Source organism: Bradyrhizobium nanningense (assembly GCF_004114535.1).
In the GTDB taxonomy this organism is placed as follows: Bacteria; Pseudomonadota; Alphaproteobacteria; order Rhizobiales; family Xanthobacteraceae; genus Bradyrhizobium; species Bradyrhizobium nanningense.
The window spans coordinates 1-19,707 of record NZ_LBJC01000070.1; the positions used below are offsets into that span (position 1 = coordinate 1).

General features: G+C 62.1%; 23 protein-coding genes. 13 read left to right on the forward strand and 10 right to left on the reverse strand.

Annotated elements, in window-relative coordinates; translation table 11 throughout:
* Positions 1-88: 88 nt before the first annotated feature.
* Both XH84_RS32740 and XH84_RS40200 read right to left on the reverse strand, forming a co-directional pair.
* Entirely contained in the window at positions 89-661 is a 573-nt protein-coding gene (locus tag XH84_RS32740) for a CSS-motif domain-containing protein (protein WP_245471935.1), read from the reverse strand.
* 645 nt (positions 662-1,306) lie between these two features.
* On the reverse strand, positions 1,307-1,480 hold the full coding sequence (locus XH84_RS40200) for a hypothetical protein (RefSeq protein ID WP_164936069.1): 174 nt from the start codon (positions 1,478-1,480) through the stop codon (positions 1,307-1,309).
* A gap of 891 nt (positions 1,481-2,371) precedes the next feature.
* Here XH84_RS40200 and XH84_RS32745 point away from each other — a divergent pair.
* The 3 genes from XH84_RS32745 (at position 2,372) to XH84_RS41130 (ending at position 3,710) form a co-directional block, all read left to right on the forward strand.
* On the forward strand, positions 2,372-2,662 hold the full coding sequence (locus XH84_RS32745) for a hypothetical protein (protein WP_128918034.1): 291 nt from the start codon (positions 2,372-2,374) through the stop codon (positions 2,660-2,662).
* A 42-nt stretch (positions 2,663-2,704) separates the two neighbouring features.
* On the forward strand, positions 2,705-3,121 hold the full coding sequence (locus tag XH84_RS32750) for a hypothetical protein (protein WP_128918035.1): 417 nt from the start codon (positions 2,705-2,707) through the stop codon (positions 3,119-3,121).
* Positions 3,122-3,341: 220 nt separating this feature from the next.
* A complete protein-coding gene (locus tag XH84_RS41130; RefSeq protein ID WP_245471936.1) occupies positions 3,342-3,710 on the forward strand; it encodes a hypothetical protein in 369 nt (122 codons plus the stop codon).
* Between the two features lie 10 nt (positions 3,711-3,720).
* On the opposite strand, the gene XH84_RS32760 is transcribed toward XH84_RS41130, so the two are convergent.
* Positions 3,721-4,932, reverse strand: coding sequence for a hypothetical protein (locus XH84_RS32760; protein WP_128918036.1), 1,212 nt, complete (start codon positions 4,930-4,932; stop codon positions 3,721-3,723).
* Positions 4,933-5,116: 184 nt separating this feature from the next.
* Here XH84_RS32760 and XH84_RS32765 point away from each other — a divergent pair, with 184 nt between their 5' ends.
* Positions 5,117-5,362, forward strand: coding sequence for a hypothetical protein (locus XH84_RS32765; protein ID WP_128918037.1), 246 nt, complete (start codon positions 5,117-5,119; stop codon positions 5,360-5,362).
* 69 nt (positions 5,363-5,431) lie between these two features.
* The gene (locus XH84_RS32770; protein ID WP_128918038.1) at positions 5,432-5,674 is read left to right on the forward strand and encodes a hypothetical protein; all 243 of its coding nucleotides are present in this window, start codon (positions 5,432-5,434) and stop codon (positions 5,672-5,674) included.
* Positions 5,675-5,711: 37 nt separating this feature from the next.
* On the opposite strand, the gene XH84_RS32775 is transcribed toward XH84_RS32770, so the two are convergent.
* Complete coding sequence (locus XH84_RS32775) at positions 5,712-6,089, reverse strand: hypothetical protein (RefSeq protein ID WP_128918039.1); 378 nt, start codon at positions 6,087-6,089, stop codon at positions 5,712-5,714.
* Positions 6,090-6,500: 411 nt separating this feature from the next.
* Between XH84_RS32775 and XH84_RS32780 the strand changes: the two genes are divergently transcribed.
* Positions 6,501-6,911 carry a hypothetical protein gene (locus XH84_RS32780; protein WP_245471937.1) on the forward strand — a complete coding sequence of 137 codons (411 nt, stop codon included), beginning with the start codon at positions 6,501-6,503 and terminating at the stop codon, positions 6,909-6,911.
* A 1-nt stretch (position 6,912) separates the two neighbouring features.
* On the opposite strand, the gene XH84_RS32785 is transcribed toward XH84_RS32780, so the two are convergent.
* Entirely contained in the window at positions 6,913-7,566 is a 654-nt protein-coding gene (locus XH84_RS32785) for a hypothetical protein (protein ID WP_128918040.1), read from the reverse strand.
* Between the two features lie 70 nt (positions 7,567-7,636).
* On the reverse strand, positions 7,637-8,374 hold the full coding sequence (locus XH84_RS32790) for a metallophosphoesterase family protein (RefSeq protein ID WP_128918041.1): 738 nt from the start codon (positions 8,372-8,374) through the stop codon (positions 7,637-7,639).
* 194 nt (positions 8,375-8,568) lie between these two features.
* Here XH84_RS32790 and XH84_RS32795 point away from each other — a divergent pair, with 194 nt between their 5' ends.
* A complete protein-coding gene (locus XH84_RS32795) occupies positions 8,569-9,195 on the forward strand; it encodes a transglutaminase-like cysteine peptidase (protein WP_128918042.1) in 627 nt (208 codons plus the stop codon).
* A gap of 463 nt (positions 9,196-9,658) precedes the next feature.
* Positions 9,659-10,279, forward strand: a complete 621-nt coding sequence (locus XH84_RS32800; protein ID WP_128918043.1) for a transglutaminase-like cysteine peptidase — start codon at positions 9,659-9,661, stop codon at positions 10,277-10,279.
* 8 nt (positions 10,280-10,287) lie between these two features.
* Here the strand turns inward: XH84_RS32800 and XH84_RS32805 are convergent, their stop codons facing one another.
* The 3 genes from XH84_RS32805 to XH84_RS32815 form a co-directional block, all read right to left on the reverse strand.
* Positions 10,288-11,235 carry a hypothetical protein gene (locus XH84_RS32805; protein ID WP_245471938.1) on the reverse strand — a complete coding sequence of 316 codons (948 nt, stop codon included), beginning with the start codon at positions 11,233-11,235 and terminating at the stop codon, positions 10,288-10,290.
* A 471-nt stretch (positions 11,236-11,706) separates the two neighbouring features.
* The gene (locus tag XH84_RS32810; protein ID WP_128918045.1) at positions 11,707-11,982 is read right to left on the reverse strand and encodes a hypothetical protein; all 276 of its coding nucleotides are present in this window, start codon (positions 11,980-11,982) and stop codon (positions 11,707-11,709) included.
* Between the two features lie 74 nt (positions 11,983-12,056).
* Positions 12,057-12,620: a hypothetical protein gene (locus XH84_RS32815; protein ID WP_245471939.1), complete on the reverse strand. Its 564-nt coding sequence runs from the start codon at positions 12,618-12,620 to the stop codon at positions 12,057-12,059.
* 266 nt (positions 12,621-12,886) lie between these two features.
* On the opposite strand from XH84_RS32815, the gene XH84_RS32820 reads away from it, so the two are divergent.
* From XH84_RS32820 to XH84_RS32835, 4 genes are all read left to right on the forward strand, one after another.
* Positions 12,887-14,089 carry a polysaccharide biosynthesis/export family protein gene (locus tag XH84_RS32820; protein WP_128918046.1) on the forward strand — a complete coding sequence of 401 codons (1,203 nt, stop codon included), beginning with the start codon at positions 12,887-12,889 and terminating at the stop codon, positions 14,087-14,089.
* Positions 14,090-14,261: 172 nt separating this feature from the next.
* Positions 14,262-14,846, forward strand: a complete 585-nt coding sequence (locus tag XH84_RS32825; protein WP_245471940.1) for a hypothetical protein — start codon at positions 14,262-14,264, stop codon at positions 14,844-14,846.
* A gap of 84 nt (positions 14,847-14,930) precedes the next feature.
* Complete coding sequence (locus XH84_RS32830) at positions 14,931-16,379, forward strand: O-antigen ligase family protein (protein ID WP_245471941.1); 1,449 nt, start codon at positions 14,931-14,933, stop codon at positions 16,377-16,379.
* Between the two features lie 142 nt (positions 16,380-16,521).
* Positions 16,522-17,145, forward strand: coding sequence for a hypothetical protein (locus XH84_RS32835; protein WP_128918048.1), 624 nt, complete (start codon positions 16,522-16,524; stop codon positions 17,143-17,145).
* 33 nt (positions 17,146-17,178) lie between these two features.
* On the opposite strand, the gene XH84_RS32840 is transcribed toward XH84_RS32835, so the two are convergent.
* The gene (locus XH84_RS32840; protein ID WP_128918049.1) at positions 17,179-17,406 is read right to left on the reverse strand and encodes a hypothetical protein; all 228 of its coding nucleotides are present in this window, start codon (positions 17,404-17,406) and stop codon (positions 17,179-17,181) included.
* Positions 17,407-17,449: 43 nt separating this feature from the next.
* Between XH84_RS32840 and XH84_RS32845 the strand changes: the two genes are divergently transcribed.
* Positions 17,450-19,699, forward strand: coding sequence for a polysaccharide biosynthesis tyrosine autokinase (locus XH84_RS32845; RefSeq protein WP_128918050.1), 2,250 nt, complete (start codon positions 17,450-17,452; stop codon positions 19,697-19,699).
* Positions 19,700-19,707 lie beyond the last annotated feature (8 nt).

Sequence of the window (19,707 nt, forward strand, 5' to 3'; positions counted from 1 at the left end):
ACCGCAGACACTCGGCTATCGGCTATATCAGCCCGGTCGAGATGGAGCTAAAATCGGCTTGAACCCTGTCCACTTTTTTGGGGGAAGATCAGATCGGCCCCGGCAGCGGCTTGTCGGCATCGAGCCGGAATTCGCCGAGCTTCGCGCCATTGCTCAAGGCGAGGATCACCTCGCTGTGCGCGCGCAGCTTGGCGGGCATGAGATCGAACAGGCCGGCGTTGATGCCGACAATGGCGACCAGCGCCGAGCTCCGATTGACGTCCCTCAGCACGCCCAAGGCGTCGCCGCCGAACTGTTCGACGCGGAACAGTGAGAGCTTCTTGTCATGCGAGGGCAGCATGTCGCGGCGATCCGCCCATCCCTTGTCGAACTCGAGCGTCTCGGAATAGGCCGAGCAGATCACCGATCCGTCCGGATTGACGAGACGCACGTCCTTGATCGCCGAGCGCTGGTAAACATGGAGCCGGATGGCTTGCAGTGCTGCCGGCGCGCAGCTGGCGAGATCGCGCTTGGCGAGTTCGTCGAGGCTGGCCGCGGCGAAATCGACAGCCAATTCGGAGCGGCGCAGAACGACCTCGGTCAGCTCGTTCAGTTGGTGCACCTGCTGGTGGCGAATGACGGCCTCTGCCGCAAAATGGCCCGCCAGCCCAAATGCCATCATGCTCGCAAGCACGAGCGCCACAAACGGAAGGTTCGGTCGCTGCTGTCTCATCCGGTCCGGGCGGAATTCAGGAGAGGCTAGGGACTGATCTTTGGGAATTATCTTTGGATTACCTTGGGAATTGATCCTAGCCAGCGAGGGCTAAGATAGGGTTTAACGGCCGGACCGGCCCCGAAGGCCCTGATCCCAGCGGTTGCCTGACGATTGGTCTTGCGGCCTCGAGCATGGAAAGTTGAGCGATATGACCAGAACGGTAACCCTCGTTGTCCTCGCGTTCGCCCTCGGTAGCTCCGCGGCTTCCGCCCAGGGGACCAAGGACAGGCCATCAGGCACTCAGCCCACCTCTGCGACCCGCAGCGGCACGGCTACGAATTCCGGGTCGGACACCATGGGGGGAGCGTTCAAGGGAACGGGGACGCCGAACTACGGAACCAGTCCCGGGATGGGTTCCCAGAAGAAGACGCACAACTAGGTTGAAGGGCCGGACGGTCCGCTGCAATGCGGCCGTTCGAGGCTCTTGGAAAGAGTGTTGCGGCAGCCTCTCGGGGTGACCTGCTGGTCTCATCAGTGAGGCGTTCGTCATTCACCGCAACGCGGGAAGCCGTCCTGCGAGGCTCAAAGCGAGCACCGGCGCATTGCCGAACCTTACGTCTTCTTTCCCGTCTTCGACTTCAACGAAAGACCAAGCCGCAAAGCCATGCGCTTGATCGCATCCTGCGAGCGGCCGAGAAGTTTTGCCGCCTCTTCCAGCGAAGCCGAAGACTTGGCCAACTCCATGAGCCGGCGGTCTTCCTTGAACGACCAGGGCTTGCGCGCCATAACCGAAATGATCCTCTGTCGACACAATGACAAAGCCGCCAAGCGACCCATGTTCGCTCGACGGCTTTGCTTGGGTGGGGCCAGGCTTGGGGGAGCCCGGTGCGAAGATGGATATGCGATCGGTGAGACTTCGCAACAAACAACGCGGATTAAGCTAACCGCTCAACCTTACCGCGACAAAATCGGCGCGCGAGGTACCGTGTAACCACGGTGAACGAGGGTTCATGGTGTCGGCGTGTCGAGTTCTGGTAAAGAGAACTGGAGCCTCTTCACCGCGCCTCGGGCCCTCACGTGCCGACCAATCGTCAAGCACCACGTTGCACAAACTTCATCTTCGTCTGACAAAAGTTTCGGCGCTGCCGATCTTGAAGTCGGCGCAACGAAAAGATGAAATGAGCGCGGGAGGAACGTTCCGGCAAACGTGGGACATTCCAAATGTTGGCTGTTTTGGTCTTGATTTCGATTTTTGCAGCGGGCTTTGGCTGCGGCTATGGTGTAAGGGCATGGCGCTCGCGGAGGCGATCGGAGCGATATCGTCTTTACGCGCCCTATACCCCGGCCTCGATGGAGACCAGTCGAACCCAGTCGCCACTATCGTAGACGACGCGCCCAACTCGACAGTGGCGAAATCGAAGTAACCATGTGCGGTTAGGTTAACGGGGCACCGTCCTTGAGCGCTTCGGAAAGGCAGCCTAAGACGAAACAATTGATGGCGAACGTTTGGCCGCCTTTATTTTCATTTCCGGGCGCGCAGGTTGGTATAGATGGCGTTTCTCATTGCGTTGCTGGGCGTGACGATCTGCGCCCTCATTTTGATTGCGTTTGTTTGTAGCTATGGCCGGCATCTGAAAGATCTTCCAGGTCCCTGGATCATGAACGAGGGTCGTTCAAATGATTGATCAACGGCACAACGCACCCCGCAGGTATTTCGTTGACGCGCAAGGGCATCGCGTTCTGATCGGCCTTTCGCTGGAGGAGACGGCGGAGTTCGAAGCGCTGGATCTGGCGCCGACGGAGACGATGCAGGTTGTGGCCGAAACCGGCATGGGCAAGCGAGCGGGTGCGGGTGACGACGTTCGGTGGTTCGAGCTCTATTCCAAGCACGAAGGAGCCTGGCGGGCGTGGATCGCACGAAGCCAGGCGGAGCGGACGCAGGATTTAGGCTTTGTTAACTATGTCTGACCGATGGTAGCCGCCTAGATCTCGAAAGTGGGGATGGCCCAAATGTTTCAGCTGTTCCTGAGAGCGCGCGCACACAATCTTCTCGGCTCGCGCCGCGAGGACAAAGGTTTCAAGGCCCGCTCCGTCGAGCGTGACGCGGAGACCGACCGCGTGCGGATCGGTGCCGTCCTGGCGGCGATCGAAACGGCATTGCAGGAGGCGGAGAGGGAGCAGGCCGGCCTCAACCGGCGTGTCGATGACGCGCTTGCGCGTGCATCCGTCACCTTTGGAAACGGCACCGACGAGTATCTTGAGCGTGAGCCGCTCGACAATCATCACCAGGATCTCTTTGCGGCCGACATCTCCAATGGCCAGCGCCGGCTCAAGGAATTGGCGATTAGCATCGCGCACTTGAAGTTCGTCAAGACCGCAATGCTCACGCGCTTTCCCGATTTCAAGCCACCGCAGCTCAACAGCTAGTATTGCGAGCGGCGCGCGCTGCGGCCATCCTTCGAGACGCCCGCTTGAGGCGGGCTCCTCAGGATGAGGACCGAGTGCGTTGCGCCGGTCCGACAAGCACGGATGCCGCTTAGCCTCATCCTGAGGAGGCGCGTAAGCGCCGTCTCGAAGGACGAGGCGTGTGCTCAGGCCGCAGTCAAAAGTCATATGCCATACCCCAGCCGCTCACAGGGCGGACGGCGTGACAATTCGGCGTCGCTTTGCGGTTTGGCGCCTCGATCCTTTTTGCTATGGTTCCGGCAAGCGTTCACGGTTTGAAGGAACAACAAAGGTGCCGGTCAGAAAGATGCGAAGATTGGTTGGATTGGCATGCGTGTTGACACTGGCTGCGCCGGCGACGGCGTCGGCCATTACCGCCGAAGTGGCGCGCGCATGCGATGCGGCGGTCGCTAAGGCCTTTCCGCCGAAGCAGATTGGGAATCCCGCGGCCGGGAGCGCCAAGGGAACGGCCAAGGATCGGCGCGAATACTTCGAGAAATGCGTCGCCAACAACGGCAAGGTTGATGATGCGCCGGCAGAGGCGCCCAAGGACAGCAAGCCGTCAAAATGAGGAATCGGAGCTAGCGTCGCGGCGGCGGACAGGGCGAGTAGAACGCGCCGTTCGCCGCATTGATGCGTTCGACGCATTGATTGGGATCGGTGACCGTTCCGGCCACCGTGAAGTCGTAGCCCATGCCCTTGATCACCACGACGTAGCGGCCGGGAGCGAGCGTAAAGCCGTCCTGCTCCGGTTGCAGCAACAGCATTCTCGGCTGGTCGTCGACCGGACCTACCTTGTAGGGGTAGGACATGCTGCGGATAACCCAGGAATCGCCGGCGCTGACCATGGAGGCCTTCCCGCTGGCATCGACGCCCATGGCTCGCGAGACTTTCGCGACGACCCGAACTTCGGTCCCGCTTGCATCGACGCCTCCGTCGGGCCTGAACACGATGAACTTGACGTCGCCGTCCATCAACGTGGTCGCGCTCGGCGTGGTGATGGCCGCCGAGATCGCGACGCGGCGGTCCGGAATCTTGCCCGGCACCGACTTCAGCTCATAAAGCTGGCCCTCGCTCAAGGCGTAGACTCCGAACGTCGTCGGTAGAGGCATCGAGGGTTGTGCGGCTTGCGCCGGCTCTTTCTGACTATCCGGCGGCCGTTCAACAGCCTCGCCGACCGCTGGAGGCGGGCTGGCGCTCGGCTGAGATGCCGGACTGTTCGGTGCTCGCTCGGGCTGCGGCGCCATCTGCGACGATGCGGTCAGTTGCGACCTCAGCCGAGGCCAATAGACAGCCACGCTCGCGCCCGCGCCAATGAGCAGGAGAATGACCGCCAATCGAACCAGAAGGGTGAAGGCGCTGCCGCGCTTGGGCTGATCGGGCGATCGCGGCGATGCCAGGGGACGGCGCGGTGCTGCGGTGTCCTTCACCGTCGGCGTCGCAGCGGGCGGCGACGGAACGAGTGCGGGAGCGGGGGCAGGGACCGGCGGGGGCACCGGAACGGCGGTTGCCGCCGCAGCATCTTGCGGTTCCGACGCGGCGCTCCGCGCGAAGGAACGCTCGACCTCCTTGATGGCGCTTTCGAGGACTTGCTGAAGCTCGCGGGATTCCCGCGCCTCGGCGTGCGTGAATTGCTCCAGAAGCTTGACGCGCGCCAGCTCATAGACGATCTCCCGCATCTGCGGGGGATCGTCGGATACGGCGCGGATTCGGCTCGACAGGAGACGGATAAAGCCGGCTTTAATCTGTTGCGTCGAGGGGGCGTTTGCCGCAGTTTCACCGGAGTCGGTCATCAAGGCGGATCAAGTAGCCCGGATGACGCCATTTCGCTAGGTTTTTCCGCCTTGGACGTCGCGCCCGAGGCCGCTGTCCCGCTGATTGCCGGATCTGCCAAAGCCCCTCTCGATCTTCGAAGATGCTTGCTTTTAGGGGAAAACCTGTGACATTTCGCGGAGCTCCTCTTTCTGGTGTTCGACCATGCGCGGCCTTCTAGCAGTCCTCTCGGTGTTAACGTTCCTGGCTTCGCCTGCCGTTGCGCAAGGGGTCAAGGATCAGGCCAACACCACGAGCTCCAGCATCATCACGACGCCCACGAAGAAGGCGCAGACCAGTCAGACGGCGTCGCGGCCGACCGCCGTTCGAAACCTTTCAGGCAGCCTGCCCGCTGGAAAGTCGGCCCAGGGCGTCTGGCGTGATGGCAAGCTGGTCGCCGTTCCCCGCTGAGGCCGCCACCCAACGAACCGTGAAGGAACGGTGATCGCCTCCCTGACGTTCTTGCTCGGGAGATATCGTATGAAACGACCAGTCCTGATCGCAATCGCGTTGCTTGTGCCGGCCGCTGCCTGGGCCCAGGGCGTCAATGACCCCTCGACGCCCAACCGCAACGTGACCATCGTCAATCCGTCGCAGCCTGCGCCACCCAATGCGACGCCCAATATCCCGAGCCGGATCGAGCCGCCCATAACGACCGGCGGCGGACGTGCGCGGCCGTACTACGGGAATAGAACCCGGGGCAGCGGGACGAGCCGCCGCTAAGGCGCGCCGCCCATCTTCGGTCGCGTTGTAAGCCAAGCTATTGCGGGTTGACCTCGACCTCCAGGGTCGAGGTCCCTGCATGGTGTCCGTTCTTACCCGAGATCAGCAGTGTGAACTTGTCGGTGCCGCGCGTCTGGTTCTCGGCCGAATAGCGGAAACCGGAGCCGACCACGGCCAATTGTCCCCGTGATGGTCCGCTGACGACCGACACGTTGAAAATCTGCATGTACGACCAGCGCAGGCCCTGGATGCACTCCGCACCAGGCGCGATCGACATCGTCCATTTCACCGTATCGTTCGAGAAAGCGAACGGCGTCCGCTCCTTGATGCAGAGCGGGCTGGCATGCGCCGCGCGGCCGGCCGCCGCGGAGGCCGCGACGGCAACAGCCAACAACAATACCGGTCTTGCACGCATGCTCGGCAACTCCGCGGGTGGATGCCAAAAACAATAGCAGCGATGATCTAGCGATGTCTTGGAATGCAGCAGGGTTGTCCGCTCCGACGCGCATCTCGGATACAGCAGTCATCCGTCGGTGTAGGTCGGAACGATACCATTCTGCCCCCGTTTTGCCCGCCGGGTCAATTTGCATTTCGGAAAATTCGTAAGTTATTGATTTGGCTGGGGCCGTGTATGGGGTTGTTTTTCGATTTTTGATGGGACGGGATCTCCAAAGCCCCCGAGGGCCAATGCAGCTCATTGACGAATCCAGCTTCTTGCAATTGGGAACCTTATAAGCTGAACTTGTAACGGCCTCTGGCTGCTGTTGGCCTACTTGGAGTCATCGGAGTGCAATCAACTCGCGGGAATTCGCTGTCAGATCGCCTGATGCTTGGGGGTGCGCCGGTCAAGGCGATCTTGGCCGCCGCTGTCGGACTCGCCGTCGCTGTTGCCTGTCCGCTCCCATGTCGTGCTCAGAGCGACCCGGAGCCCGCACTCAGCGACTATCTTCCCCCAAAGGAGCCGGAAGTCTCGCGCGACGAATGGCGGCAGCGGATCGAGGACGCGCGGCGCCGCGCCAAGGACGTCTCGCGCGAGCGGCGCGAGCATCCCGAGCTCTACAAGCCGGTCCCGGAAGATCCGGACCTCGTCGCGACCGAACGTCTGCTCCGCGACGACAGTCTGCAGCAAGGCGACATCGTCACGACCAAGAAGGGCATGTTTGTCTACCAGGGGCGATCCGAGCAACCGCGCCGCGATCAGGATTTCGTGCCGGTCAACCCGAAATCGGTTCGCTGAGTTAGTAGCGCCGCAAAATCTCGTTGAATTTGGGATCGCTCACTTTCGTGGTCTCGAGCAGCAGCGACTTGCCCTGCGGCGTTGCCTGCACGTAAGCCGCGACCAGCAGCGGCTCGTAACGAGAGCGATTGGACAGCGCCGACCGGATGTCGGATTGCGCCAGCAGCCTGATCTCTTCATCCGTTGCGGCGGCGCCCGAGGTCACGGTCCGGACGCGAGAGATAGCAACGGCGATCGGCACCGATCCGGTCAGGTAGGACATCTTCACCGCTGGCGTCGCCGCTTCGCCGGCCTGGACCTGCAGCGTGCCGAGCGTGAGCCAGAGCGCCGGCCTGATCGGTGAGACTTTCAAGGCCGCGACGACGGCGGCTTGCGCCGCCTTGATCTCGCTGGCCCTGCCGTCGGCATCGATCGAGGGGCGATGAAGAACGTCAGCGGCCGCGGCCGCCGCGTAATTGGCGAGCAGGTCGCCATCCCATGAAACCGATGCCAGACCACCGGCGGTCGCCAGCTTGGCCTTGTCAGGCGGAATCTCGCCCGAGAACAGGTCGCCGGCGCGGAAGTTCGGTCGTATCAGATCGCCGTAGAATTCCATGCCGGCGTGAAGCGCCAGCACGATCGCAGCAGAGATGCCGATGACGCGAAGCAGGATCATGCGGTCATGGTGAAATCGAGGAGGCCTGTGGCGGCGAAGCAAACACGGGATGGAAAGGAAAGCAGAGATCTCAAATTGCCATCAGACTATCGCCCTGGATCGTCAACAGCGTCAAGTTTCCGGTCGCATAGGCGCCGGTGTCGATGTTGATGCGGTTCGGGCGAATATCGGGCACGCTGACCGGCGTATGACCATGGACGATATATTTGCCGAAGCGCTCCTCGGACGCCAGGAACTCCTCGCGGATCCAGAGCAGGTCCTCATCCTTCTGGCGCTCCAGCGCGACGCCGGGCTTGACGCCGGCATGCACGAAGAAGAAGTCGCCGCAGGTAAAGGACGAGGGCAGTTGCTGCAGGAAGGCGAGGTGCTCGGGCGGCAACGTGCGCTTCAGTCCTTCAATCAGCTCGACCTGTTGCTCCGCGGACGGGTTCATGGTCGGCGTGATGCCGTAGGAGACCAACGTCAAGAGGCCGCCATAGTGACGCCACTCCTGCAGGCGCGCCGGGTCCTTGAGGACCTCGAGCAGGAAGACCTCGTGATTGCCCTTGAGGCAGACAGTCTCGTGGGACTTCGAGCGCGCGATCAACAGATCAAGCACGGCGCGTGAGTCCGGGCCGCGGTCGACGTAGTCGCCGAGAAAGACCTGAATGGCCCGCTCGGGGGCCGAGCGGGCAAGGTCGGCGTCGATGACGGTTAACAGGGATTGAAGCAGGTCGGCGCGGCCGTGCACGTCGCCGATGGCATAGACGCGAATGCCGTCGGGAAGCCGCGGCTTGGTCTTCTTGCGAAAGCGTCTGGAAAGGCCCATCAGGTCGGTCGAATCGCTTCTTGCGTCACGCGCGGAACGTTGTGACCGCTCTTAGCAGAACAAGTCACGCATCGGTATTCTTAATTGTTTCCGACCAAGTCGCCCGCATTTTGATTAAAGGATCGTGCGGCCTTTGAGCCGTATTTCAAGACGTCTCGCGTAGCGTTTTCCTCAACAAGAACGGGGAGCGCGACATGCGCAAAGTTGTGAAGTTCCTTGCGGCCGTGGCCGCAATCGTCGTTGCTGTGGGGGTGCAGCAGCGCGCCGAAGCCGCTTTCGTCGGTGCGCCGATGGGGCTGCGCGGTGCCATCCAGTACATCAAGTTCGAACAGCCGACGCTGGCGCCGATGGCGTTCACGCTGTTTTGCCTGAAGTACAGGGACGAGTGCAAGCCGCGGCCGCAGCAGATCGTATTCCGGGGCGGGCGCCTCAAGCTCACGGCCGAGCGGCTGGCGCAGATGCAAGAGGTCAACCAGCAGGTCAATACCGCCATTCGCCCCGAGGCCAATCTGGAAGGGCTGCGCGGCGAGAAATGGCTGCTGCATCCGGCGAGCGGCGATTGCAACGACTACGCTGTGACAAAACGCCACGAGTTGATCGCCAAGGGCTTTCCGGCGCGCGCGGTGCTGCTCAGCGAGGTCGTGACCACCTGGGGCGAGCATCATCTCGTGGTCGTAGTGCGGACTTTCTCCGGCGACCTCGTGCTGGACAATCTCTCTGGCCACATCCTGCCGTGGTCGAAGAAGCCCTATCGCTGGGTCCGCATCCAGTCGCCCAAGAACCCGAACTTCTGGGCTTCACTCGGCGATCGCGACGCCTGACGGATGCCTCACCGTTGGCAAATTCTGCCAGCCATCATCCGCGGTGATCCGCACCGTGCCAGTTCCGCAGGATTGCCGGACCGTGGCAAGGCCCGTCTCTCGAAGTCTTCCGATCCGACAGGAAGGGTGCGCTCGCTCCGCTCAACGGCGTCTGCTCGCTTCTTCCTCGCTACCTTTTTCTCGCCGCTTTCCATACGCGACTGCGGCCGCCAGCATCTCGGCGAGGTTCACCAGCCGTGGATGTTTCCACCGTGACCACCGACGGCAGGAACCTCCATTCACTTTCCTGGCCGAATGGCCGGTCGTGGGATGATTTTGCGCGGCAGTGACCTTCAACAAACCAGGGAACAAATACATTCAGAGATTGTTAAAGTTGTCGTTTGATCGGTTTGCATTCAGCGGGTGAGCCGTACTTTGAGAGGTGTTTTGTGAATTCCCCCTCCGCACCAACGGGGAGCACAAGATGCGCAAGGCTGCGAGATTCCTGGCGAGCGTCTCGATCGTATCGATTTCGGTTGCGCACCATGCGGAAGCGGACTTGATAACCTCTCCAATGGGGCTGCGCGGCGCAATTCAATACATCAAGTTCGATGCGACGACCCTGCCGCCGATGGCGTTCACGATGTTCTGCCTCAGATACGAGAATGAGTGCAGGCCTCACCGGATGGTGTTCAGAGGCGGCCGGCTCAGGTTGACGCCTCAGCGCTGGGCCGAGCTCAACCAAGTCAACCGTCAGGTGAATCTTGCGATCCGACCGGAACCCAATCTGGAGGGCTTGACCGGCGAGAAGTGGCTTCTGCATCCCGCCAGCGGCGACTGCAACGACTACGCCGTAACAAAACGCCACGATCTGATCGCGAAGGGCTTTCCGGCGCGCACGGTGCTGCTCAGCGAGGTCGTGGTGCCCTCGGGTGAGCACCATCTCGTCGTCGTGGTGCGCACCTTCGCCGGCGATCTCGTGTTGGACAGTCTCACCCGACACATCCTGCCCTGGTCGAAGAAACCCTATCGGTGGGTCCGCATTCAGACGCCCAAGAACCCGAACTACTGGGCATCACTGGGCGGCGACCACGACGCCTGGTAGCCCGCGCTTCATCGTGAGGACTGGCTGACGCTCTGCGACAGCCCCAGTCCCATGATCACCGAAAGGCAAAGGATCGCTGCCGGGTGCAGCAGTCCCGGACCGGCGAAGCCCTGAATAAGCACGAAGACAACACAGGACGCCGCCGCCGCCGGGAAAAACGAGTCGCGTCCGCGCCGCAGCGCGCCGAAGAACAGCCGCACCACAGCCAAAATGCTCGCGGCCGTTGCGGCCAGAAGACCGATCCATCCCATCCCTGCGAAGATAGAACTGGCCGCTGAGGGCGCGGCCAAGGCCGCGCCGGACTCGCTCTGATAGATCCGGCCCAAGGCCGAAAAGGTCCCTGCGCCCGCGCCGAACCATCGTGTGTCGGCCAACAGCCGCTCGAGCGCGGCTTTCGTTTCGACGCCGAGATCCGGGACCAAACGCAAAAGCAGCGGGCCAGAACTCTGTTCGAACAGGAAGGTCAGGACAATGGCCGTTCCGGCGACCGCGGCCACCGATACCGCGCTCGCCGCCAGGAGTGAGAGGTCGAGCCTGCGGATGACGAGGATCAAAAGCATCAGCACAAGGCCGAGGCTTGCGCCCACCGCGCTGTTCGTGCCGGACAAGCCAAAGATCGCAGCCGCGCTGACCAATGCGCCCAACAGGCCGCAAAGACCAATCGCAATCGAGCGAAGGAGCGAGTGCCGGGTCTCGGCCCGCTCGGCAGCGAGCTGCATGACCGCAAGATTGAGCATCAGGCCGAGACCGGCAAACGATACGGCAAGGTCAGCGGGCGCGGCCGTCAAAACCGCCGGCACGAGGCGATGCAGGACCAGCACCAGCGCTGAGACCGCGGCTATTCCGGCCACGACAAACAGCACCAGTTCGGCTCGGCCGCGGTCGCGGACCACCAATATGGTCACCCCGAGCAGCGCGATCGCTGCAAGCGCGAGGACCAGCGCGTTCAGCGTCAAGCCAATATCGGCCGTGATTGATCCGAGCGGCAGGCCGCCGAGCGCCTCGCGCGTGCTGGCCCAGATCGGATGGGCCAAGCTTAGCGGGAGCGGCAGCAATTGAGCCGCAATGCAGAGCGGAATGGCGATCAGAAGCCAATGGCCCCAGGCGGTGGCGCGCCAGTAATGTTCGTAATCGGTTTTTCGTGCGCTCAAGGCGGCGGCCGACAGGCTCAGCGCGGCAGCCATCGTCCCGAGCTGCGCACCGAACTTGGCGCCGGCGATTTCGAGAGCGGAAGCGGAAACGATGGAAACGATGAGGGCAAAATAAGCGAGGGACAAACGGCGCGCTCGATGCGGAATCCTGAAACGATCAGGTCACCATACAAGCGAGCGGGTGGTTTTCAAACAGAGGCCTGCCTCGGTCCAACACTTAAAACTTGGACCGCTTGCGCGCGGGGCGCGTTGTTCTGTTGATCGGCGCGATCAGCGTCAGCGGGTAACTTTGACCGGACGACCGAAGACGCGCCCGGCGCGTGCGGCGGCAAGGCCAAAGCGAGCGCCTGATCCAAAGAGATAGCCGGCCTGGAGGGCGATGGCCGCGAACACCGCGCCTTTGAGGCTGTCGAGCACGGTGACATCGAGCATCAGGCCGGCCGGGATAGCGACAAGCGCCATGACGAAGGTCAGCGGCAGCAGCACCAGGACGCGAAAGCGTTGGCCCAGCACGGCTCCAACGAGAAAGCTGAAAATCAAAAACGCGGTCATCCGAAACACTCCGTGCGTCGGACCCTAGGTTCCCCACCCTAAAAAGACCCTTAAGCTGTATGGCTAAATTTGGCCTATTGGCCGCAATTGGCCAGCAGCGAATGGTAGGCCTCGCGCAAGCCGTTCAGCGCGACCAGACCCTTGATCTCGCTGTCGCTTTCCTTAACCACGATGGACAGTGAAGCCGTTGCCTGCCACTTGCCGGCGGCAAAGGCCGAGACTTCGTCGGGTAGCAGCACGGCGGCCCCTGCGGCGGCCATGCTGGCATCAATGGTCAGGGTGCCGGCGCCGCTCGCGGCGATGGTGACCTTGGGGTGGCTCCTGGGTGGAAAGGGCCGGATCAAGGCCACCAGCACGTCGATCTTGCCCTTGGGCGCACAGCGCACGATCAGGCCAGCGAAGTCCGGGTCGGACTGGGTGGTGTCCGCGGTCTTCATGATGGCGGCGAAGCTTTCGCCATCCTTGGTCCCTTGGGTGCGGCTGAACTTCCAGACCGAGGAGGGAGCCGTGGTCGCCACTTCGACGATGGGGGCGACCCGGCACGGAGATCGCGCGCAGGGGGTAGCCCGATCCAGAGGGCGGTCGGCGGCGCCAAGCAGCGATGCTGCGAGAAAGGCGAACAGAAGGAGGCCAGACACGGGGGAGTCCTCTCTTGATGGTTCCCATCTTAGCAGACGGAGAGCCTTGCGCTCGACACACTGAGCTCTCGACTTGGGCGAAGTGCCCGCCGACCGGGCACACGAAATACAACAAATAGTCACAAAGGGTTAAACCGAGCCCCAAAGAGTGTCCCGCACGCAACAGTAGCGGAGCGATCGTACCGTTAACCACTCGGGAACCCTTGTCGCACCGCCCACGGCGCCGTACCAATCCAGGGTAATTGGGGTCTCCTGGGGCGCGATTCATGCATTCCTTTGCCAAGTCATATCTTTTCAAGCCAGCATTTCTGGCCGCCGCTTTGGCGCTCGGAGCCTGTTCGACCAATCCGGGTTCTGGCCCCTTGATCGACGACGTTAACAATCACGTTCAGACGGAAAATGCCCCAGCTTATGAGCTGGTGCCGATCAATCCGGCCACGGTCAACATCCTGCATACGCATGAGCCCAAGGGGCTCGCCGGCGCTTTTACGGACAAGCGGCCTCCGGCCAGCATTGTGTTCGGGATCGGCGACGTGGTCAGCGTCACCATCTTCGAAGCCGCGGCGGGCGGCCTCTTCATCCCGGCGGAAGCCGGCGTCCGTCCCGGTAACTATGTGACGATCCCGGATCAGTCCGTCGACAATGACGGCTTCATCACCGTGCCCTATGCCGGCCAGATCAGGGCTGCGGGCCGCACGGCGGTGGAAATCCAGCGCGCGATCGTCGAGAAGATCGGCAATCGCGCGATTGAGCCGCAGGCGATCGTCGCAATGTCCTCGCAGCGGACCCAGCTGATCAGCGTGCTCGGCGAAGTCAATTCGCCGGCGCGTTACCCGGCGAGCGCGGCGGGCGCCAAGGACAAGGTGCTCGACGCGATCACCCGCGCCGGCGGCATCAAGGGCCAGGGCTTCGAGACCTGGGTCATGCTGGAGCGTGGCGGACGCCGGGCCACCGTGCCGTTCGAAAATCTCGTGATGACGCCGGAGAACAATATCTATGTTCGCCCGGATGACAGCATCTACGTCTACCGCGAACAGCAGAAGTTCCTGGCATTCGGTGCCAGCGGCCAGAGCGGCGAGTTCAACTTCGATGCCTGGCGCATCAACCTCGGGGAAGCTGTCGGCAAGGCCGGCGGCCTTCTGGACGGTCAGGCCGAGCCGGCTGGCGTGTTCCTCTATCGTCGCGAGCCGCGTGATGTCGCTGCCCAGCTCGGTATCGACGTCAGCAAGTACACCACTGATACGATCCCGGTTATCTTCAGCATAAACATGCGCGATCCCGGCGGCTTCTTCCTCGCGACCAAGGTCATGATGAAGAACCAGGACATCATCTACGTCTCGAACTCGCGCAACGTCGAAGTTGCCAAGTTCCTCGGCTACCTGCGTGTGATCATGGCGACCGGCAGCGATGCCGTGAACCTCGGCAACGATGCGCTGATCTTCCGCAACAACATCAAGCTGGCGCCGTAACACGCCGACTTGATCCACCAAAAGCGATGGCACCGGGGCTTTGTCCCGGTGCCATTGTCGTTTAGCAATCGGTGCGCTTCTGCTGCGGCTACAAGCTCGGGATTGGATCAAGGCGCGTACGAAATACGCGGCGCCGGTCCTCGGTCACCCCCGCAGTGTTGCAAGGGGCTTCATGCGCTTTCGAACAATTGGGCGTCTTCTGGTCCTCGTCCCCGTCGGCTTCGGGATTGTTGCATCGGTCGGGAGGGCTCTCGGCGCTGCCGCAGAGCTGGGCGTCCGCCATCGCATCGACGTGATGGTCTCCGCAGAACCTGATGCCCCGATCGTGTCGCGCCTGAAGGGCGCCAAGGGCGAGCTTTCGTTCACGATCCGCCTGTCGGCGAACTCCAAGGAGAGCAAGTTCTTCGGAATGCTGCGTCCGTCGTTCCCCGATCTCGTCGTTCCAGAACGCGCGGGCAAACCGCTGGTCCAACAGACCAAGCTGTGGGAAGAGGAGGTCTGTCATCAGCGCCGCGGCCTGCCGAAGGTCACGGTGACCCAGCTCGCGGGGCATTTTGCCGAAGGCGAGGGGCGGATCGAGATTTCCGCCATCAACCGGCACATCGGCGTTCTGGTGCCGCCTGACGAATTAACCCCTGGAATAAAACTCGATCCGGGCAGTGATAGCTTTGGGCTATTCTATGCGTTCCGGGCGCAGACCCGGAACAGCCGCCTCAACGTCGATCTGAAGATCTATCCGATCGATTGCTTCCTCTAAGCCCGAAAGCAAAGTTCGCAAGACACGACGATGCGCCATTGGCCTCCCAGCATCAATTGGTCCAGGATTCGATGGTCATGGAGCTTGCCCGCGACCGTCATTCTGCTCTTCGTGGTCGCCGGCGCGCCGTTCCCGTTCGGCTCGACCAATGATCTGTCGATCGCGTTCTGGTGTCTCTGTCTCGGGATCGCGGTGATGTTCGCGCCGACGCGCGATCTGCGGGCGCCGCATCTGTGGCTGCTCGCCGGCATCGGAATGATCGTCGCTGCTTACGCGTTCGTGCTGCATGAGCAGCTCTCCGACCATCCCTGGGTGGCGCCGTTCCAGCCGATCTGGAAGCAGGCCTCGGATCTTCTGGGCGTGCCGATCGCCCCGTCTGCTTCCATCGTGAAGAACGAGGCATTCTTCGCGCTGGGCGCGCCGCTCGCCAACATCCTCGCCATCGTGCTCGGCATCACCGTCGGCGCCGATCGCGAGCGGGCACGCCGTCTGCTGTGGGTGATCGCGATTTCGGGCGCGGCTTACGCGCTCTATGGCGTGCTCTCGTTTCTGATTGAGCCCACCATGATCCTGTGGCGGGACAAGACGGCTTATCTCGGCAGCGTCACCGGCACCTTCATCAACCGCAACACCGCGGCGGCCTATTTCGGCTCCTGCGCTGTGATCTGGATGCTGCTGATCCTGGAAGACGTCCGCCGCCGGCTGCCGGAGCGACACATCGAATGGCGGCGCCTGTCGCTCGATCTGCGCGCGATCCCGCCGAAACAGATCCTGCCGCACCTCGCCAGCCTGCTGGTCTGCCTGATGGCGATGTTCATGACGGGATCACGCGCCGGCGTCGGCCTGTCGCTGCTGGCGATGATCGTCTCGTTCACGCTGTTCCTCAGGAAAGACCTGCCGCCGCGCACCGGCATCTGGATCTCGCTGGGCTCGGGCATCGCGGTCGCGCTCGGCCTGCTGCAGCTCTTGGGCGGCCGCGTCTCCAGCCGCTTCGACAGCCAGGGCCTGGTCGACGGGGGCCGCATCGAGGCCTGGAAATCGACGCTCAAAATCATCGGCGACAATCCCTGGTTCGGCACCGGCATGGGCACCTTCCAATGGGCCTTCCCGCCGTACCGCAGCCCCAACATTTCGATTCGCGGAATCTGGGACGCCGCGCATTCGACGCCGCTGGAGCTTGCCTCCGAGGTGGGCATTCCCATGGCGCTCTTGGTGGCGCTCGGCTGGGCGATCATGCTGATGGTGCTGGCGCGGGGCGTGTTCGCCCGCCGGCGCGATGCCATCATCCCGCTGGCGGCGGCGGCGACCGCGACGCTGTCGCTGCTGCATTCGTGCCTGGACTTCACGCTGCAGGTGCCCGGCTACAGCATTCCATTCTTTGCGCTTTTCGGCGCGGGCCTGGCGCAATCCTTCCGCAGCAAGGAGGGCCGCCAGCTTGCGGAAACACCCACCACCAGCCGGCGAGGCGAGGGCCGCCATGCAACCGCCGACGCCGCCCCGCGCGCGGTGGCTCAGCTTCACAAAAGTGTCTAGATTTGAAGCAGTTGCGCCGTTTACGAAGTCTTTAGAATAAGTGGACAGCTCTTTTCTCTTCCGCTAGGTTCCTGCAACCAGCACAGCCTTTTGCCCGGGCCGAGGACGCACATCGGGGCAGCTGATTTTTGGAGGTTTGTTTATGAGCGTTATCAAGATTGCGCTTCGCATGGCTGCCGCCGCGGCCCTCGCCGCGACCATTTCGTCGGCCGCCAGCGCCGCCGTTTACCCGCCGCAGCGCCAGCTGCCGGCCACCGTCATTTCCGACTTCAAGGCCGCACCCAACAGCCTGCTGCAGCAATATCCGACCGGCGGCCCGCAGCTGATCTCGCGCGTGCGCGATCTCGGCGCCTCCGATCCGACCACGCTTCCGGGCCTGATCGCGCTCCTGAAGGATCCCGCGACCACCAAGGACCAGATGCGCGCGATCGTCGGCGGCCTCGCCCAGGTCGCCCGCATGGCCGCGCAGGCCGACCAGGCCTATGCAAACGAGATCCAAGCCGCGATCGCCGGCACCCAGAACCCCGACGTGATCGCCGCCTACCAGGCCGCGACCGGCGACGTCGCGATCGCCGCGACCGGCGGTGGTGGCGGCGGCGGTAGCTCCGGCGCGGGCGGTCCGGTCGGCAATCCCGGCAACACCGGTGGTTCTAACAACGGTGCGCCGAGCTTCGGCGGTCTGCACTATGCGACGCAGGTCAACTCGAACGCGTCGAATGGCGTGAGCGGCACGACGAACGCTGGTGGGAACGTCAGCCCACGCTGATCGGAGCCGGCCCCGCAGCCGGCCCATGAGACATCACGGCAGCGGCGCCAGCGGGCGCCGCTTTGCTTTTGCGCCGTGCAGCGGCGCCAGCGGGCGTCGCTTTGCTTTTGCGCCGTTAAGCTTCATGCGAAATGTCGTGTAAGCGGCGCTGTGCACTGCATCAATCGCGTTCAATTGCAGGCAGGGTTGTGATAGTGTTGCGCGCAGCGCGGGTTTTGGCATCGGGTTTGCTCCGGACGCATCCAGGTTTTCAGCGAACATTGATCCCAACAAGACACATCGATCCATTTTCAGGAATTGCTAGATGTTGCAGGTGAACAAGCCGACCTCGGAGATCAACCGTGATTTCGCCGAGGCCGACGGCTCTCCGTCGCAGACGCTGACCTCCTATCTCGACATTATCAGGCGCCAGTTCCCGACCATGGTCGCGATCGTCTCGGCCTGCGTGATCCTGGCGCTGCTCTATCTCTTCACTGCTGCGCCGCAATTCACCTCCACCGCCTCGATGGTGATCGACACCCGCAAGGTGCAGCTGTTCCAGCAGCAATCCGTACTCGGTGACATTGCGGTCGATTCCGCGACGGTCGAAACCCAGGTTGAAATCCTCAAATCAGAGAACATTAGTCTCGCTGTGATCCGCGACCAGCATCTGATCGACGATCCCGAGTTCACCGGCGCCGGCGGCGGCCTGCTCGGCACCATAGTTAGCGCCGTCGGCGGTCTGTTTTCCGATGGGCAGGCATCGTCCGAATTCGAGCAGACCCGCAAGGCGCTGGAGCGCTTCGAGAAGAGCCGCACCGTCAAGCGCCTCGGTCTCACCTATGTGATGGAAATCGGCTTCACCTCGAAGGACCCGGCGAAGGCGGCGAAGATCGCCAACGCGATCGCAGACGCCTACATCGTCGATTCCCTCGAGGCCAAGTACCAGGCTACTCGCCGCGCTAGTGTCTGGCTGCAGGACCGCATTAAGGAGTTGCGCACCCAAGCCTCCGCCGCTCAGAAGGCGGTGGTGGATTTCAAGACCGCCAACAACATCGTTGACACGGGCGGGCGGCTGATGAACGAGCAGCAGCTCGCGGAGGTGAACAGCCAGCTCGTGATGGCGCACGCGTCGACGGCCGAGGCCAAGGCGCGGATGGATCGCATCAACGACATCCTTAAACAGGAAATTCCGGATGCCAACGTCGCGGACGCGCTGAAGAACGATACTATCGTCAAGTTGCGCGGCCAATATGTCGACATGGCCTCGAAGGAATCTATCTGGGCGATGAAATACGGCTCGGATCATCTCGCTGCTGTCAACCTGCGCCGCCAGATGGCCGAGATCAAGAAGAACATCATCGACGAGCTCAAGCGCATCCAGGAATCCTACAAGAGCGATTACGACATCGCGATGACTCGCGAGGAGGCGATCAAGTCGAGTCTCGCTAATGTGGTGTCGGAATCGCAGCTCACCAATCAAGCGCAGATTCAGCTGCGCGAACTTGAGAGCAACGCGCAAAGCTACCAAGCGATGTACGACAATTTCCTGCAGCGTTACATGGAGAGTGTGCAGCAGCAGTCGTTCCCAATTACTGAGGCACGCGTGATTAGCGCGGCGAGCACGCCGTTGATCAAGAGTGCTCCGAAGACCCTGCTTACCCTCGCTGGCGCGCTGCTGGGCGGCTTGTTGCTCAGTCTCGGCGCAGCTATGGCGCTGGAGCTTACCGATAAGGTCTTCCGTACGACCAGCCAGGTTGAGGAGCAGCTTGGCGCACACTGCGTCGCCATCCTACCTGCACTAAGTGCGTCGGCAGTCGCTCCTTCCGGCAATTTCGGTCGCAAGAAAGATAGTCCTGGGCCCGATCTCCTGCGCTACGTAGTTGACAACCCGCTGTCACGCTTCTCGGAAGCCGTGCGATCCTTGAAAGTTGCCGTTGATCTAAATTCTATCGTGCGCGAGAACCGTGTGCTGGCGGTGACCTCGACTTTACCCAACGAAGGGAAGAGCACGCTCTCAACCAATCTGGCGCAGCTTATCGCTCATGGTGGAGCGCGGGTGATTTTGGTCGATGCCGATCTGCGTAACCCATCGCTTTCGCGCGCGCTGCGTCCGGATGCGCCTGGCGGACTCGTGGATGTTGTTGCTCAGAAAGCGCAGCTTGATGATGTTGTAAGCGTTGATCCGCAGACCAGACTTGCAATCCTATCAGCGGGCGCAACTTCGAAGTTACTGCATACCAATGAAATCTTGGCGTCCAAGCCGATGCGAGATCTCGTAGGTCTTCTGCGCTCGAAATATGATTATGTTGTCTTGGACATGCCGCCGATGGCCCCCGTCGTGGACGTGCGCGTCACGACTTCCTTCATCGACTCATACATATTTGTGGTGGAGTGGGGTAAAACCAGGATTGACGTAGTCAAACACAACTTGCGCGGCGCGCCGGAGATCCAGGACAAGCTGCTTGGCGTTGTTTTGAATAAGGCGGACACCAAGCTTCTTGCGCGCTACGAGTCCTACCATGGCCGGTATTACTATCAGAAATACTACGCCCGGTACGGGTACGTAGAGTAAACGTTAAG

What these genes read in the sequence shown, in the direction of transcription:
- XH84_RS32780 (WP_245471937.1), top strand. Translation starts at nt 6,501, where the DNA reads ATGCTTGGGGGTGCGCCGGTCAAGGCGATCTTGGCCGCCGCTGTCGGA.
- XH84_RS32770 (WP_128918038.1), top strand. Translation starts at nt 5,432, where the DNA reads ATGAAACGACCAGTCCTGATCGCAATCGCGTTGCTTGTGCCGGCCGCT.
- XH84_RS32845 (WP_128918050.1), top strand. Translation starts at nt 17,450, where the DNA reads ATGTTGCAGGTGAACAAGCCGACCTCGGAGATCAACCGTGATTTCGCC.
- XH84_RS40200 (WP_164936069.1), bottom strand. Translation starts at nt 1,480, where the DNA reads ATGGCGCGCAAGCCCTGGTCGTTCAAGGAAGACCGCCGGCTCATGGAG.
- XH84_RS32835 (WP_128918048.1), top strand. Translation starts at nt 16,522, where the DNA reads ATGAGCGTTATCAAGATTGCGCTTCGCATGGCTGCCGCCGCGGCCCTC.
- XH84_RS32745 (WP_128918034.1), top strand. Translation starts at nt 2,372, where the DNA reads ATGATTGATCAACGGCACAACGCACCCCGCAGGTATTTCGTTGACGCG.
- XH84_RS32840 (WP_128918049.1), bottom strand. Translation starts at nt 17,406, where the DNA reads ATGTTCGCTGAAAACCTGGATGCGTCCGGAGCAAACCCGATGCCAAAA.
- XH84_RS32825 (WP_245471940.1), top strand. Translation starts at nt 14,262, where the DNA reads ATGCGCTTTCGAACAATTGGGCGTCTTCTGGTCCTCGTCCCCGTCGGC.
- XH84_RS32765 (WP_128918037.1), top strand. Translation starts at nt 5,117, where the DNA reads ATGCGCGGCCTTCTAGCAGTCCTCTCGGTGTTAACGTTCCTGGCTTCG.
- XH84_RS32810 (WP_128918045.1), bottom strand. Translation starts at nt 11,982, where the DNA reads ATGACCGCGTTTTTGATTTTCAGCTTTCTCGTTGGAGCCGTGCTGGGC.
- XH84_RS32800 (WP_128918043.1), top strand. Translation starts at nt 9,659, where the DNA reads ATGCGCAAGGCTGCGAGATTCCTGGCGAGCGTCTCGATCGTATCGATT.
- XH84_RS32790 (WP_128918041.1), bottom strand. Translation starts at nt 8,374, where the DNA reads ATGGGCCTTTCCAGACGCTTTCGCAAGAAGACCAAGCCGCGGCTTCCC.
- XH84_RS32775 (WP_128918039.1), bottom strand. Translation starts at nt 6,089, where the DNA reads ATGCGTGCAAGACCGGTATTGTTGTTGGCTGTTGCCGTCGCGGCCTCC.
- XH84_RS32795 (WP_128918042.1), top strand. Translation starts at nt 8,569, where the DNA reads ATGCGCAAAGTTGTGAAGTTCCTTGCGGCCGTGGCCGCAATCGTCGTT.
- XH84_RS32760 (WP_128918036.1), bottom strand. Translation starts at nt 4,932, where the DNA reads ATGACCGACTCCGGTGAAACTGCGGCAAACGCCCCCTCGACGCAACAG.
- XH84_RS32740 (WP_245471935.1), bottom strand. Translation starts at nt 661, where the DNA reads ATGATGGCATTTGGGCTGGCGGGCCATTTTGCGGCAGAGGCCGTCATT.
- XH84_RS32820 (WP_128918046.1), top strand. Translation starts at nt 12,887, where the DNA reads ATGCATTCCTTTGCCAAGTCATATCTTTTCAAGCCAGCATTTCTGGCC.
- XH84_RS32750 (WP_128918035.1), top strand. Translation starts at nt 2,705, where the DNA reads ATGTTTCAGCTGTTCCTGAGAGCGCGCGCACACAATCTTCTCGGCTCG.
- XH84_RS32785 (WP_128918040.1), bottom strand. Translation starts at nt 7,566, where the DNA reads ATGATCCTGCTTCGCGTCATCGGCATCTCTGCTGCGATCGTGCTGGCG.